The organism is Ochrobactrum sp. Marseille-Q0166, assembly GCF_014397025.1.
Taxonomy (GTDB): domain Bacteria; phylum Pseudomonadota; class Alphaproteobacteria; order Rhizobiales; family Rhizobiaceae; genus Brucella.
In genome coordinates this window covers 1,186,457-1,201,952 of record NZ_JACJUO010000001.1, presented here as the reverse complement: position 1 = coordinate 1,201,952, position 15,496 = coordinate 1,186,457, and the positions used below count along the sequence as shown (strand labels likewise).

The following is a 15,496-nucleotide window of genomic DNA, read 5'->3' as shown; positions in this document are numbered from 1 at the left end:
AGCATTCGTTACCCAGAAATCCGCTCACACACATGAGCGCCCGGCTATAAATAATAAGTGCTGAGAACCAATCAAAATCACGCTTTCTTACAAAACATAACGATACAAACAAAAAAGCCGCAGGTATTACCCTGCGGCTTTTAAATTCAAAAATTCGTTGCCGATCAGTTCGACTGACGGCGCAGGAACGCAGGAATTTCGAGCTGATCTTCTTCCGAAGCCGCACGCGGCTGTGGACGACCCTGATCATCAAGCTGGCCGCGACGTGGAGCATAGATTGAGGAATCCTGCTGCATTGGGCGGCGCTGTTCCGGCTGACGCATCGCAGGTTCACGATGCTGCGCTGGTTCCAGACGAGCTGCTGGCTGCTCTTCTTCACGACGAGTGAGACCACGTGTCAGGCGGGAAAGCAGACCCATTGGACCACGTTCTTCCTGAGCAGGCTGCTGTGGCGCTGCGCGGCGTGCATTGATTTCAGCCTGAGCAACTGGCGGAAAATCCGAAACAGCTGGCATGCGTGGAGCAGGACGTGGCTGGGGAGCCGGTTCTGCATGCATCTGCTGTGGCTGCTGGTAAGCATGCGGCTGCATTGCCTGAGCAGTTGCCTGATTGCTGTGCATCTGCGGCTGCGGAGCCACGGGACGAGCAACAGGTGCACGTTCGAAGCTGTCAGCAGCAGGAGCCTGGAAAATGCGGCTCTGTGGGCGGAATTCTGGAGCAATCGAAGCGGCCGGAGCGGCAGCGGCGGCTGGTATTTCAGACTCGACCGACTGAGCAACCGGGGCAGGCTGTTCAACGTGACGCGGCTGTTCAACAACCGGAGGACGCAAAGCGCCATGCGGAGCCATTGGCTTTGCCTGCTGGGCGACGGGCTTTACCGGCTGGCGAAATTCCAGCGGCGCAGGCGCCGCGTCTCCGATCTTTTTGTCGATGCCGGTCGCGACAACGGATACACGGATAACACCTTCAAGACCTTCGTCGAAGGTAGCACCGAGGATAATGTTGGCTTCCGGATCAACTTCTTCACGGATACGCGTTGCAGCTTCATCAACTTCGAAGAGTGTCATATCGCGACCACCCGTGATCGAAATCAGGAGACCCTTGGCGCCGCGCATCGAAGTTTCGTCGAGCAGCGGATTGGCAATTGCAGCTTCCGCGGCAGCCATTGCACGGCCTTCGCCCGAAGCTTCACCAGTGCCCATCATGGCCTTGCCCATTTCGCGCATAACCGAGCGAACGTCGGCGAAGTCGAGGTTGATGAGGCCTTCCTTGACCATCAGATCGGTGATGCAGGCAACACCCGAATAGAGCACCTGGTCAGCCATTGCGAAGGCATCGGCGAAGGTGGTCTTGTCGTTGGCAATGCGGAAGAGGTTCTGGTTTGGAATGACGATAAGCGTATCGACGTTCTTCTGCAGTTCTTCAATTCCAAGCTCAGCCGTCTTCATGCGGCGAGCACCTTCGAAATGGAAAGGCTTTGTTACAACGCCAACGGTGAGGATACCGCGTTCACGTGCTGCGCGTGCCACAACAGGAGCAGCACCCGTACCGGTGCCGCCGCCCATGCCGGCAGTAACGAAGCACATGTGTGTGCCGTTGAGGTGATCAACGATTTCGTCAATGCACTCTTCAGCAGCAGCACGACCGACTTCCGGCTGCGAACCAGCGCCGAGACCTTCGGTGACCGCAGCGCCGAGCTGGATCATGCGCTCCGACTTTGACATGGTCAAAGCCTGCGCGTCAGTGTTGGCGACAACAAAATCCACGCCGCGCAAACCGGCATTGATCATGTTGTTGACCGCGTTGCCGCCGCCGCCACCGACACCGAATACGGTGATGCGAGGCTTCAGCTCGGTAATGTCCGGCTTTTGCAGATTAATTGTCATGGTTCTCGTTCCTCTTAAGCCTCTCACCGCTTCGCCGCTGCGGTGCTAATTGGTTATTACGCTGATGGTTACGCCCACATCACGCAATCAAATCACTCAATGTGTACTCAAAAACTCTCTCTCAGCCATTGGCTGACACGTTGAATTCGCCCGCCCGTACCAGTCATAAGACCGGAGGACGCTGCTTTCACGGACCGCTCTTCAATACCCGCCACCTGAGGGTAGATCAGAAGACCAACGGTCGCGGAGAAAGCCGCCCCCTTCGCCGCCTCAGGCAGTCCTGCTATTCCTAGAGGACGCCCAATTCGTACATTTCTTGCAAGAATCCGTCTGGCAGCTTCTGGCATTCCCGGCAGCTGACTTGCGCCACCTGTCAGAACAACGCGCTTGCCAACGATATGTCCGAGGCCCGACTGGTTCAGCCTGTCGCGAACCAGTTCTAATGTCTCTTCCACACGTGCACGGATGATCCGCGTCAGCACTGAACGCGGATATTGATTGGGAACATCACGCTCGTCATCGCCAATTGGCGGGACCGAAATGAGGTCACGGTCGTCAGCTGCACTTGGCAGCGCCGAGCCAAACATGACCTTGAGGCGTTCAGCATCTTCCATACGGGTTGAGAAGCCGCGCGCTACATCCATCGTGACGTGTGTGCCGCCGATGGCAACAGCATCAGCGTGAATAAACTTGCCTTCTGAGAAGACAGAAATCGTGGTCGTGCCCCCGCCCATATCGATACAGGCCGCACCCATTTCAGCTTCATCACCGACGAGAGCAGCAAGCCCGCTCGCATAGGGTGTCGCAACGATTGCTTCGACCGACAAATGGCAGCGATTGACGCAAAGTTCCAGATTGCGAAGCGGAGCGGCATCAGCGGTCAACACATGCATGTCGACGCCAAGGCTGTCACCCAGCATGCCAAGCGGATCGCGAATACCGCGCTCGCCGTCAAGCGTATAGCCAACGGGCAGGGAATGTACGAGGTGGCGTTCAGCAGCAAGTGCCTGCTTTGCGCCCGCCGCCAGTACGCGGCGAATATCTGTCTGTTCAACCTCATGACCGCCGAGATTGACGCTTGCGGTGAAGGTTTCGCTCTTGAGACGACCTGCCGAAATATTAACGATCAGACTATCAACCGTCAGCCCGGCCATGCGCTCGGCAGCATCGACCGCAAGACGGATCGACTGTTCAGCAGCATCAAGATCGATGATGACGCCGGACTTCACACCACGCGAACGCTGGTGGCCAATGCCCAACACCTCCATGCGGTGCGTACGGCCCGGAAGAAGCGCGCCAGCTTCATGCGGACGCAAACGTGCGATGACGCAGGAAACCTTGCTTGAACCCACATCCAGAACTGTCAGCAGGCGCACCTTGCGCCCTGCATTTCCAGCTTGAGATGAACCTTTTCCGCCAAGAATACTCATACGCGCTTCCCCGTGCGGGCTAGTTCTTTTTTACGATCAGCCAGAAACTTTTCACGCTGCTCCATACCGCTCGCAGTCAATTGTACCGTAACACGGTCATCAAGCCGCATATCAACCGCAGTGATATCGCGAGACAGGAGATGCTTTTCGCTATCCAGATGCTCGACTTCGGCAAGCGCCTTCATCGGATCATTTTCCGGCAGCATGATGCGAACGCCATTTTCCAGCAGAATATCCCAGCGACGGTCAGCCACGCGAATATAGGCGCGAACCTTGCCAGCCAGTGCAGGATATGCAGCAACTTCATCCACGAAGCCCTTAACACGCTTTTCAGCCCCCTCACCCACAACGAGCGGGAGAGCGTTGTAACGACCTGGACGGAAGGGGACGATGGTATCACCCGCAGAATCAATCAGCGAAAGCTCCTGTCCATTCTGCCAGACGGCGAATGCCTTGCGCTCTTGGAGAGAAACCAGCAGTGTACCGGGATAAACTTTGCGCACTTCGACGCTTTCAACCCAAGGCAGCTTGCCGATAGCCTGACGCGCAGCCTCAGCACTTAAGCCAACGAGCGATGTTTCACCATCCAGCTCAAGCTGGCCGAGAATATCAATATCGGAGGTCTCGTTGTTACCAACGACCTTCACGTCTTCAATTGCAAACCCCAGCGTCGAAGCAGTCGCCTTGACCATGTTTTCTGAATGGCCACCAAGAACCATACCGTAAACGCCGGTTGCACCGAGAAAGCCGAGCATACCAATCGTGCCAGCATAGCGCGGAACGTTGATATTGCCCTGAAACAGACGAACGGCGAAGCGAAACGGCTTGCGCAAAAAGCGCGGCAGAACAAAGGCCGCACCCGATGCATCCCGCACCGCGCTCGAACGCCTGTATTCATGAGATCTGCCGTTCAACGCAAACAAGACGCGTCCTCCACCATCCAACTCAATAATTCACCAAAAGAGATACCTGCCGCCTTTGCGATATCAGGTACAAGCGATGTAGGAGTCATTCCTGGCTGAGTGTTAACTTCCAGCCAGATAACTTCGCCTTCTTCGGAAAAACGGTCATCGAAACGGAAGTCTGATCTGCTTACGCCCCGACACCCGATTGCCCGATGCGCCGTAAGGGCCATTGTTTGTATTTTTTGGTAAATATTTGGTAAAATTTTTGCCGGACAGACGTGAGTTGATGCACCAGGCACGTATTTTGAATCAAAATCGTAGAACTGATGCCCCACCGGAATGATCTCACACACATCCATTGCGCGATCACCGATAACCGCACAGGTCAACTCGCGACCAGCAATGTATTTTTCGACAAGAACATCTGCCCCATAATTCCATTCGCTCGAACTGATGATTTGCGGTGGATGGGTCTGATCTTCCTGCACGATAACGACGCCAAAGCTCGACCCCTCACGCACCGGCTTCACCACATAAGGCGGCTGCATCGGATGTTCGTTACCGATTTCAAAGCGGTTCATCAGGCGCGAAGGCGCAACAGCAACACCCGCAGCAGCCGCAACCTTCTTGGCGCGATCCTTATCCATGGCAAGCGCTGAAGCCAGCACACCGGAATGGGTATACGGGATCTGGAGATATTCGAGCACACCCTGAATGGCACCATCTTCGCCGAACGGACCATGCAATGCATTAAACGCCACATCAGGCTTCAGCTCAGCAAGAACCTGCGCAACATTGCGATCAACATCGATGCGCGTCACGCGATAGCCGCGCTCTTCAAGGGCCTGCGCACAGGCAGCACCGGACGAGAGACTGACCGGGCGCTCCGATGAGAAGCCACCCATCAAAACGGCAACATGCTTTCCAGCCTTCTGTCCAGCCATGTCAGTCATCCCCTCTGCGCATCCCCTGCGCTCGAATCAAAAATAGAATCTGGATAGTCCGGCGACACAATCCGCAGACACCCAAGTCAGGAAAACCCTGACGAATCAAATCACTGTACGGTTAACCATAAAGAATCAGAGAGTTGATTCCGTGGCAAGCCCCTATCAAAAGGGGAGCGACTTGCGGAACGCTTATTAAGCGCAAAAAAGCCCGGAATTTCAGTGGGAAATCCGGGCTTCTTAAAATTAGACTTTTTGCAAGAATTCTTTCACTTCTTCCCCTTCGCGGAACAAGCCAAGCCGCTTGATCTCCCAATGAAGGCGAATACCTGAATTCTCATAAACTTTAGCGCGAACAGTTTCGCCGAGCGTTTCAAGATCATGGCCGGTCGCATTTCCGGTATTGATCATGAAATTACAATGCATCTCAGACATCTGTGCGCCACCAACACGCAGACCACGGCAACCAGCCTTGTCGATTTCTTTCCACGCAGATGTGCCTTCAGGATTCTTGAAGGTTGAGCCGCCGGTTTTTTCGCGCACAGGCTGGACCGTTTCGCGGTGATTCTGCACCTCGTCCATGGCTTTGCGAATTTCTTCACGGTCACCGGGAATACCTTCGAACAGAGCCGAGGTGAAAATCAGATCAGGCGACGCTGAGGAATGCCGATAGGCATAACCCATATCCGCATTGGACAGGATATGCATATCACCTTTGCGATCAAGCGCACGCACTTCAACAACACGCTCACGCGTTTCAACACCGTTGGCACCGGCATTCATCCGCAACGCGCCACCAATGCCGCCAGGGATACCGTGGTAGAAGTGAAAACCAGCAAGACCCGCCTCAAGTGCTGCCGCAGCCACACGCTTGTCCGGCGTCGCAGTCCCTGCTCTGAGCCGGGTTTCCGAAACACGCTCAACTTCGCCAAAGCCCTTGGCCGACAGCCGGACAACAAAGCCCGGAATACCGCCATCACGAACCAGAAGGTTGGAGCCGATACCTACAACCAGAAGAGGAATTTCTTCCGGCACAGCTTTCAAGAATGCCGACAAATCTTCCTCATCAGCAGGCTGGAACAGAACCTGAGCGGGGCCACCGGCACGGAACCATGTAATCTTGTCCATGCCAGTATCCGGCATCATGCGGCCGCGAAGACCGGAAAGCCTGCCATCAAGCTTCTTGAGAAGCGCTTCGCCGCTTTCCATCACTTTGCACCCTGCTCAGCCAGTTCTTTCGGCAACGCATAAGCCCACTGCGTGATATTGCCTGCACCGAGGCAAACCACGAAATCACCGGGCTCTGCAATAGATGCCACCAACGGCGCCAGTGCTTCAGGACCAGTAGCATAACGTGCATCGCGATGACCTGCAGTCTTGATGCGTGAAACAAGCGCTTCCGAGTTCACGCCGTCAATCGGGTCTTCACCAGCTGTGTAGACTGGCGTAACTATAACCGTATCAGCATCGTTAAAACACGCTGCAAATTCATCAAACAGGCTATGCAGACGCGTATAGCGATGCGGCTGAACAATACCGATCACTCGACCCTGGGTTGCTTCGCGCGCAGCTTTCAGAACAGCGCGGATTTCGACCGGATGATGGCCATAGTCATCGAAAATTTCGACGCCATTCCAGGAGCCGGTATGAGTGAAGCGACGCTTGACGCCACCGAACGCACCCAAACCACGACGAATATCGTCGGCTGAAATACCGAGTTCGTTTGCGACTGCAATCGCTGCCGTTGCATTCGAAACATTGTGCATGCCAGGCATTGGCAAGCGAAGATCCTTGATCTCAACCGTTTCGCCCTTGCGGGAGCGAATGAGCACGTCAAACAGGCTCGCAGCACCATCCATGCGATGATTAACGAAGCGGACATCGGCCTGCGGGTTCTGACCATAGGTGATGATGCGACGATCTTCGATACGGCTTACCAGAGCCTGTACTTCAGGATGGTCCAGACACATCACGCCAAAACCATAGAACGGCACGTTCTCGACAAACTGCGCAAAAGCTGCGCGTACATTGTCGAAATTGCCGTAGTGATCCAGATGTTCCGGATCGATGTTGGTAACAACCGCAATATCGGCTGGCAATTTCAGGAAGGTACCGTCGCTCTCATCGGCTTCAACGACCATCCAGTCACCGTCACCCATACGGGCATTGGTGCCATAAGCATTGATAATCCCGCCATTGATGACGGTGGGGTCGAGATGACCTGCATCAAGCAGAGCCGCAACCATTGATGTGGTCGTGGTTTTGCCATGCGTGCCGCCAATGGCAACCGCACGACGAAAGCGCATCAGCTCGGCCAACATCTCAGCACGACGAACAATCGGCAAAAGCTTTTCGCGAGCGGCAGCCAATTCCGGGTTAGTCTTCTTGATGGCGGTTGAAACGACGATGACTTCGGCGTCGCCAAGGTTCTCGGCCTTGTGACCGACGAAAACCTCAATGCCCTTCTCGCGCAGACGCTGCACATTGGCGCTGTCCGACTGATCGGAACCCTGAACCTTATAGCCAAGATTGTGCAGCACTTCCGCGATACCGCTCATGCCAATGCCGCCAATCCCGATAAAATGGACAAGCCCGATATTGAGCGGCATCTTCATGGCCGAGTTCCTTCTTTCAATTCCTGAACTGATTTTCCTGCTGCAATAGCCTCTGCAAAATCGGCAAGCAACTGCGCGGCATCAGGCTTGCCAACGCTTTTCGCGGCTTTTGCCTGTTGCTCAAGCCTTTCTGGTTCATTGATCGCGGCAAGAATGATGCTGGCCAGACGTTCTGGCGTGAGTTCAGCCTGCCGAACCACATCGCAGCCCCCTGCTGCAGCAAGGGCCGCCGCATTCGCTGCCTGATCATGATCAAGCGCATGTGGGAATGGAACCAGCATGGCGGGACGGCCAATTGCCGCAATTTCCGAAACAGTCGAAGCACCGGAACGCGAAATCACAAAATGGGCGTCGGCAATACGGGCTGGCATATCGTTAAAGAACGGTGCGACATCCGCTGGGATCTTGAGCTTCTGATATGCGGCACGCACGGCAGCTTCATCCTCTTTACGCGCCTGCTGTGTAATCAGCAGCCTTGCGCGTTCGTTCTCAGGCAAAAGCGCAATCGCTTCTGGGATCGCATTTGAGAAAAACTGCGCGCCCTGACTGCCACCAAATACCAGAAGGCGAAAACGCTGCCCCTCTTTGGCTGGTTTATACGACGTGTTGGCAGCTGCAAGCACAGGCGGGCGTACCGGATTGCCCGTTGTAATGATCTTGTCGGCGTAAGCACCGCTTGTCTCTGGAAGGAAACCACCAGCAATCGCTTTTACACGACCGGCCAGCCCCTTATTGGCGCGCCCCATGACAGCGTTTTGCTCATGTACCAGTGTGGGAATGCCCATATTGCTCGCAGCATAAAGTGGCGGTAGCGTTGGATAGCCGCCAAAACCGGCGACGAGCTTCGGCTTCAAGCGACGAAACAGTTTGCGGCTGTCGAGATTGCCCTGCCAGAGCGACCACAAAGTACGCGCCAGCGCAACCGGATTGCGCCCGGCAATGGTCGCGGAGCGGATCACATGCACATGGTCTTCTGCAAACGCACCAGCAAAACGCTGTGCGCGTGCATCGGTTGCCAAATGCACATCCCAGCCACGAGACTTCAGTTCATGTGCCAGCGCCTCGGCTGGAAACAGATGGCCACCCGTACCCCCGGCGGCCAATACGATTACGCCTTTGCCCATAGTCCCCTCACAAAACTGGAATGCGCTCGCCCATGCCAACCGTATGCGTCATGCGCGCTTCGGGGCGACGGCGGGTCAGTGCCAGCAGAATGCCCATGGTGATCGCAATAGCAACGAGCGAAGATCCCCCATAGGAAATAAACGGCAAGGTCATACCCTTGGCAGGCATCAGATGCAGATTAACCGCCATGTTGATGATTGACTGGAAGCCAAACAGGATAACGATGCCGGAAACAGCCAGACGCGTGAAAGCATCACGCTCACGCAGCGCAATCGAAAGTCCACGAATGACGATAAAAGCGAACAGCGCCATGATGATCATGCAAAGAATGATGCCATATTCTTCGGCGGCGACGGAAAAGATAAAGTCGGTATGGCTGTCGGGGATGATACGCTTGACAGTGCCTTCGCCCGGACCTTGACCAAACCAGCCTCCGCGCAGAATTGCTTCACGCCCCGCATCCACCTGGAATGTATCGCCCTCGCCGGTCAAAAAGCGGTTCACACGGCCCGCAACGTGATCAAGTGTCATATAGGCACCGAACGCACCCACAACCGCGATACCGCCGAGGCACAAAATCCAGAACATCGGCAGGCCAGCAAGGAAGAACATCGCGCCCCATGTGCCGGTTGTCAGCATGGTCTGACCGAAGTCCGGCTGCAACATCAGCAATCCTGCAGTAACGCAGAACAGTGCCATGGCCAGAAAATAACCCGGCATCTGGCCACCGCGCTCACGCTCAGAGAAAAGCCATGCGCAGATGACCACAAAGGCCGGCTTCATGAACTCGGAAGGCTGAATAGAGACGCCTGCGAGGCTGACCCAGCGGCGTGCGCCCTTGATCTCGATACCAATGAAAAGCGCTGCCGCCATAAGAAACAGGGAGGCGCAAAGCAGAATCAGGGCAAAGCGCCTGATCTGGCGTGGTGATAGGAACGAAACACCGATCATCACGGCAACAGCCGGGATCATAAAAAAGGTCTGGCGTTCCACAAAATGAAAGCTGTCAAGGCCAATGCGCTGCGCAACCGCGGGGCTCGCCGCAAAGGACAACAACACCCCAAGCCCCATCAGGGCCAGACATGCAGCCAGAAAGTAACGGTCGATTGTCCACCACCAATTGGCGACAGCACCACGGTCAACGCGACTTACCATCAGCTTTTCCCTCCGATTGGCTCAATACCCGGGAGCGCAAGCACGGCGTTACGGAATGCATCGCCGCGTTTTTCAAAATTCTGGAACTGGTCAAAACTCGCACAGGCTGGCGAAAGCAGAACCACCGGTTCTGCTGCTGCGTCATTGCCTGCATCACGTGCAGCATGTTCAACTGCGACAGCCAGCGTGTCGGAAATCTCGAATGTCACAGCATCACCCAGCGTCGCAGCAAATTGCGCCGCAGCTTCACCAATCAGATAGGCTTTGGTAATGCGCGGGAAGAACTCTGACAAAGCACTGATACCGCCAGCCTTGGGCACGCCGCCAGCGATCCAGTAAATGTGGTTGGCGAAAGACGACAGTGCAGGCGCAGTTGCTTCAGCATTGGTCGCTTTGGAATCATTAACGAACAGCACCTTGCCGCGATGCCCCACCTGTTCCATGCGATGTGCAAGACCGGGAAAGCTTTTGAGGCCTGCGCGAATTTCTTCAATCGAAAGGCCAACTGATACACAGGCTAAGATTGCCGCCAAAGCGTTCTGCGCATTATGCGCGCCGCGCAAGGAACCAATGCCGTCGAGTGATGCTAGTTCTTCAACATTGCCATTCTTTGCAGAGTAAAGCTGTGCACCTTCCGCGAAAGCACCGTTCTCAAGGCGCCTGTCCTTGGAAATACGTTCGACTTTAACGCCCGTACTTTCAAGGCGATCTCCAATACTTGCGCAAAATTCATCGTCAACACCAACGATTGCAACGCCGCTTTTCGCAACCAGCCGCTCTTTAATGGCGGCATAGTTTTCCATGGAACCGTGGCGATCAAGATGATCAGGCGTAAGATTGAGAAGGATACCAGCCGTAGGATTAAGCGAAGGCGCCAGATCAATCTGGTAAGACGAGCACTCGACCACATAAAAACGGTCTGGTGCGGGCGCTTCCAATGTGAGGATCGCAGTGCCGATATTACCGCCGAGCTGCATGTCACGGCCCGAAGCCTTGATGATATGCGCAATCAGCGCGGTCGTTGTGGATTTGCCGTTGGTGCCGGTGATCGCGATAAATGGGCAATCCGGTGCAATATGATTGCGTTCACGCACAAAAAGCTCGACGTCGCCGATAATCTCGACACCGCTCGCGTGCGCGAGATCAACGCTCCAGTGTGGCTTGGGATGCGTTAGCGGCACGCCGGGCGAAAGCACAAAGGCAGCGAACTGTGACCAGTCCGCCTGCCTCAAATCGCCAGTTGCTATACCCGCGCTCTGTGCGCGGGCAACACTGTCGGGATTATCATCCCAGGCAATGATCTTCGCTCCACCGGCAACGATAGCTTTGGCGGTAGCGATGCCCGACCCGCCCAATCCGAAGAGGGCTACAGTCTTATCTTTAAGGGCGGTGATCGGGATCATTCTGCTTGCCTTATCTCAGCTTCAATGTGGAAAGACCGATCATGGCGAGGATAATAGCCACGATCCAAAAACGGATCACGACCTGACTCTCGGTCCAGCCTTTCTTTTCAAAATGGTGATGAATCGGTGCCATCAGGAACACGCGCTTGCCGGTAAGCTTGAACGAGCCAACCTGAATGATCACCGAAAGCGCTTCCATGACGAACAGGCCGCCTATGATCGCAAGAACGATTTCGTGCTTGGTGGCAACAGCCACAGTACCAAGCATACCGCCCAACGCCAGCGAGCCAGTGTCCCCCATGAAGATTGCAGCGGGGGGGGCGTTGAACCATAGGAAGCCAAGCCCTGCACCGATAACAGCGCCCAGAACCACGGCCAGTTCACCCGTACCCGGCACAAAATGGATTTGCAGGTAATCGGCAAAGATCGCGTTACCCGAAAGATAGGCAATGAAACCGAAAGAGGCCGCAGCAACCATCACAGGCACAATCGCCAGACCATCCAGACCGTCGGTCAGGTTCACGGCATTGCCAGCACCAACCATCACAAAGGCTGCCAGCGGAATGAAGAGCCAACCGAGATTTAAGACAAACTGTTTTACGAATGGAAACGTGAGCGAAGACGAGAACGGCTCCTGACCGGCGCGCATGATGATGAAGGCTGCAACGGCCGCAATCAGAAATTCGATGCCCAAACGGGATTTGCCGGAAAAACCTTTGTCCGACTGTTTTGTGACCTTGAGATAGTCGTCGTAAAAACCGATGGCACCAAAACCGACCGTGACCATCAGCACAACCCAGACATAAACGCTGGAAAGATTTGCCCAGAAGAAACAGGACACGAGAATGCCTGTCATGATCATCAGACCGCCCATGGTGGGCGTACCAGCTTTCTTGAAGTGGGTCTGAGGGCCATCCGCACGGATCGGCTGACCTTTTCCCTGCCGTGCACGGAGCGAATTGATGATCGCAGGACCAAACAGGAAAACGATCAGTGCCGACGTAATCATCGCGCCGCCGGTGCGGAACGTGATGTAGCGAAACACGTTAAACGGTGTCACATGATCGGCAAAAACTGCAAGAAGCATCAACATACGGAGAAAAATCCCTCAAACACGCCTATTCGGCAGGCACCACCGGCGGAAACTGGTTTGTCAGCGCCTTGACGATCTTGGAGAAGCCTATTCCTTTGGAAGATTTCACCATGACAACATCGCCGGGACGCACTGTTTTCATCACCAACGGCAATAATTCATCGGTGCTCTGCCTGTATTCGACGTGAATTTCAACTGGCAAGGCATTTTTCAGCACCGACATTTCACGTCCGCCGATATAAAGCACGTTCACTCCCGCATCCACGATTGGACGTGCAAGGTCAGCATGGAGCTTGCCGGACTGACGGCCAAGCTCCAACATATCACCTAAAACTGCGATACGGCGACCACGCGGGCCTTCCGGCGGCGTTGCGTGAAGCAGCGCCAGCGACGCACGCATCGAGGTAGGGTTTGCATTGTAGCTTTCATCGATCAGGGTGAAGGAACCACCATCCGGATGTTCGAGCACATGACGCGCACCGCGTCCGCCTTCAGCTGTCAGCGTTGCCATAGCGATGACAACCTTTGCCATGTCTGCACCAACGAGATGGGCCGCGCCGAGAACTGCGAGCATGTTCTGCACGATATGGCGTCCCGGCATACCGACTTTTACAACGGCTTCCTCGTTACCGATCTTAACGGTCATGCATGAGCATGTCGGATGCATCTTCACTTCGCGCAGAAGATAGTCAGATTGGGCGTTTTCGCCGAAAGTGACTATATGCTCAATACCTGCCTTTTCAGCCAGCCCTTCAAGCTGCTTGAAACGCTTGTCATCGCGATTGAGGAGCGCATAACCACCCGGCACAACACCTTCAAAAATCTCGGCTTTTGCCACTGCAATCTCTTCGAGATTGGCAAAATGACCAAGATGTGCCGGAGCAATCAGCGTGATGAGCGCCACATGTGGGCGCACCATCTTCACCAGCGGGCGAATTTCGCCATGGTGATTCATGCCGATTTCGAACACACCATAATCGGTATCGACCGGCATACGGGCGAGAGTCAGTGGCACGCCCCAGTGATTATTGAATGAAGCAACAGACGCATGGACCTTGCCTGAATCGGCCAGCACATGACGCAGCGCTTCCTTGGTCGTCGTTTTCCCAACAGAGCCGGTAACAGCAATGATCTGGGCTTTGGAGCGGTCGCGTGAAGCAATGCCAAGCTTGGTCAAGGCTTCAAGCACGTCTTCAACGACGATCATCGGAACCTTGAGATGACCCAGTGCCGGAAGACGGGATTCGTTGATCACCAGAAGCCCAGCACCGGCAGCCATCGCTGCCGTTGCAAAATCATGTCCGTCAAACAGATCGCCCTTGATCGCAAAGAAGGCTTCGCCCTCTTTCAGCGTGCGGCTATCGATAGAAATCCCAGTGATACCCGCAGGCAAAGTACCGAAAGGCCGACCTTCCATGGCCTCCACCATATCGGCAGATGTCCAAAGCCAGTCACTCATCCCTTACGCTCCTCAAGACGCGCTGCCAATGCAGCCGCCACTTCCGTATGATCCGAGAACGGCAGCGTTATGTCGCCGACGATCTGACCTTCTTCGTGTCCCTTGCCCGCAACAACCAGTGTGTCGCCCGGCATCATCATGGAAACAGCCGTAAAGATCGCCTCACGACGGTCGCCGATTTCGGTGGCCCCGGGGGCTGCGGCCATGATCTCAGATCGGATTTGTGCTGGCACTTCCGAGCGTGGGTTGTCGTCGGTGACAATCGCCACATCAGCGAGACGCGCAGCAATTTCCCCCATGATCGGGCGCTTGCCCTTGTCACGATCACCGCCGCAGCCAAACACCACGATCACACGTCCGGTTGTAAATGGGCGCACGGAAGTAAGAACGTTTTCAAGTGCTTCCGGCTTATGCGCATAATCGACATAAGCAGGAGCGCCCTCTTCCGTAGCTCCCACCAGATCAAGACGGCCCGGTGCACCTTTAAGACGCTCAAGCGCACGCATCGCAGCCGCAGCCGGAACGCCCGTCACCATCGCAAGTCCTGCCGACACAAGTGCATTGGCAACCTGGAAGTCACCAGCCAGCGGCAGCTCGATTTCAAAGATTTCGTCGGCAATGCGCACTTCGATGTGCTGGCGGAAACGTTCGTGCTCAACACGCTTGATGGTGATGAAATCACCTTTGCGGCCAACAGTCTTAACATCACAACCTGCGGCCTTTGCAGCTTCAATCGCCTGTGGCGAGAACGGATCGTCAGCAAAGATGATTGCGGGCGCACCTTTTGGGAGCAGCGTATCAAACAAGCGCATCTTGGCGTGCAGGTATTCTTCGATTGTCGCGTGATAATCCATGTGATCGCGACCGAGATTGGTGAACGCGCCTGCGGCAAGCTTCACACCATCAAGTCGGCGCTGATCGAGACCATGGGACGATGCTTCCATCGCGGCATGGGTCACACCTTCATCGGCAAGCTCTGCGAGCACGCGATGCAACTCAACCGGGTCAGGTGTCGTCAACGAATTATAATCGCTTCGGGTTGGCGAGAAAACGCCAGTGGTTCCGATATTGGCTGCAGGAAAACCTGCATAAGCCCATATCTGGCGGGTAAAGGACGCCACCGAAGTCTTGCCGCTGGTGCCGGTAACGGCGACCATGACTTCAGGCTGTTTGCCATAAAACTGCGCACTTGCAACGGCAAGCGCATGACGAGGATCATCAACATGCAGCACAGGCACGCTGGCATTGTTGATAACAGTGCCCTTACCGGCAATGATGGCAGAAGCACCACGCTTTACTGCATCTGCGGCATAATCAGCACCATCAGCCTTTACACCCTTCAGAGCGGCAAAGAGAAAACCTTTTTCAACTTTCCGAGAATCCGAAGTCACGCCCGTAATTTCGACATCTCCTGCCGAACCAGAGGTAAGTTCCTTAAAAAGTGTAATGTCTTTCAACTTCATGGTCATACCAGTTCCAGT

The 15,496-nt window shown here is 55.1% G+C and carries 12 protein-coding genes; all 12 read right to left on the bottom strand.

Annotation, left to right across the window (positions count from 1 at the left end):
• Positions 1-164: 164 nt before the first annotated feature.
• The 12 genes from ftsZ to H5024_RS05650 all read right to left on the bottom strand — a co-directional run bounded on the left by ftsZ (position 165) and on the right by H5024_RS05650 (position 15,484).
• On the bottom strand, positions 165-1,886 hold the full coding sequence (gene ftsZ, locus H5024_RS05705) for a cell division protein FtsZ (RefSeq protein ID WP_187544421.1): 1,722 nt from the start codon (positions 1,884-1,886) through the stop codon (positions 165-167).
• Between the two features lie 107 nt (positions 1,887-1,993).
• Complete coding sequence (gene ftsA / locus H5024_RS05700; protein ID WP_187544420.1) at positions 1,994-3,316, bottom strand: cell division protein FtsA; 1,323 nt, start codon at positions 3,314-3,316, stop codon at positions 1,994-1,996.
• Positions 3,313-4,239 carry a cell division protein FtsQ/DivIB gene (locus tag H5024_RS05695; protein ID WP_187544419.1) on the bottom strand — a complete coding sequence of 309 codons (927 nt, stop codon included), beginning with the start codon at positions 4,237-4,239 and terminating at the stop codon, positions 3,313-3,315. The genes ftsA and H5024_RS05695 overlap by 4 nt, the downstream gene beginning before the upstream one ends.
• Entirely contained in the window at positions 4,227-5,165 is a 939-nt protein-coding gene (locus H5024_RS05690; RefSeq protein WP_187544418.1) for a D-alanine--D-alanine ligase, read from the bottom strand. Before H5024_RS05690 ends, H5024_RS05695 begins: the two co-directional genes overlap by 13 nt.
• 246 nt (positions 5,166-5,411) lie before the next feature.
• Positions 5,412-6,374, bottom strand: a complete 963-nt coding sequence (murB, locus tag H5024_RS05685; protein WP_187544417.1) for a UDP-N-acetylmuramate dehydrogenase — start codon at positions 6,372-6,374, stop codon at positions 5,412-5,414.
• Positions 6,374-7,780, bottom strand: a complete 1,407-nt coding sequence (gene murC / locus H5024_RS05680; protein WP_187544416.1) for a UDP-N-acetylmuramate--L-alanine ligase — start codon at positions 7,778-7,780, stop codon at positions 6,374-6,376. Before murC ends, murB begins: the two co-directional genes overlap by 1 nt.
• The gene (murG, locus tag H5024_RS05675) at positions 7,777-8,904 is read right to left on the bottom strand and encodes an undecaprenyldiphospho-muramoylpentapeptide beta-N-acetylglucosaminyltransferase (protein WP_187544415.1); all 1,128 of its coding nucleotides are present in this window, start codon (positions 8,902-8,904) and stop codon (positions 7,777-7,779) included. The genes murC and murG overlap by 4 nt, the downstream gene beginning before the upstream one ends.
• Before the next feature lie 7 nt (positions 8,905-8,911).
• Positions 8,912-10,060: a putative lipid II flippase FtsW gene (ftsW, locus tag H5024_RS05670; protein WP_187544414.1), complete on the bottom strand. Its 1,149-nt coding sequence runs from the start codon at positions 10,058-10,060 to the stop codon at positions 8,912-8,914.
• Entirely contained in the window at positions 10,060-11,463 is a 1,404-nt protein-coding gene (gene murD, locus H5024_RS05665) for a UDP-N-acetylmuramoyl-L-alanine--D-glutamate ligase (RefSeq protein WP_187544413.1), read from the bottom strand. Before murD ends, ftsW begins: the two co-directional genes overlap by 1 nt.
• Before the next feature lie 10 nt (positions 11,464-11,473).
• Positions 11,474-12,556, bottom strand: a complete 1,083-nt coding sequence (mraY, locus tag H5024_RS05660) for a phospho-N-acetylmuramoyl-pentapeptide-transferase (protein ID WP_187544412.1) — start codon at positions 12,554-12,556, stop codon at positions 11,474-11,476.
• 25 nt (positions 12,557-12,581) lie between these two features.
• Positions 12,582-14,015 carry a UDP-N-acetylmuramoylalanyl-D-glutamyl-2,6-diaminopimelate--D-alanyl-D-alanine ligase gene (locus H5024_RS05655; protein WP_187544411.1) on the bottom strand — a complete coding sequence of 478 codons (1,434 nt, stop codon included), beginning with the start codon at positions 14,013-14,015 and terminating at the stop codon, positions 12,582-12,584.
• Positions 14,012-15,484 carry a UDP-N-acetylmuramoyl-L-alanyl-D-glutamate--2,6-diaminopimelate ligase gene (locus H5024_RS05650; RefSeq protein ID WP_187544410.1) on the bottom strand — a complete coding sequence of 491 codons (1,473 nt, stop codon included), beginning with the start codon at positions 15,482-15,484 and terminating at the stop codon, positions 14,012-14,014. The genes H5024_RS05655 and H5024_RS05650 overlap by 4 nt, the downstream gene beginning before the upstream one ends.
• Positions 15,485-15,496 lie beyond the last annotated feature (12 nt).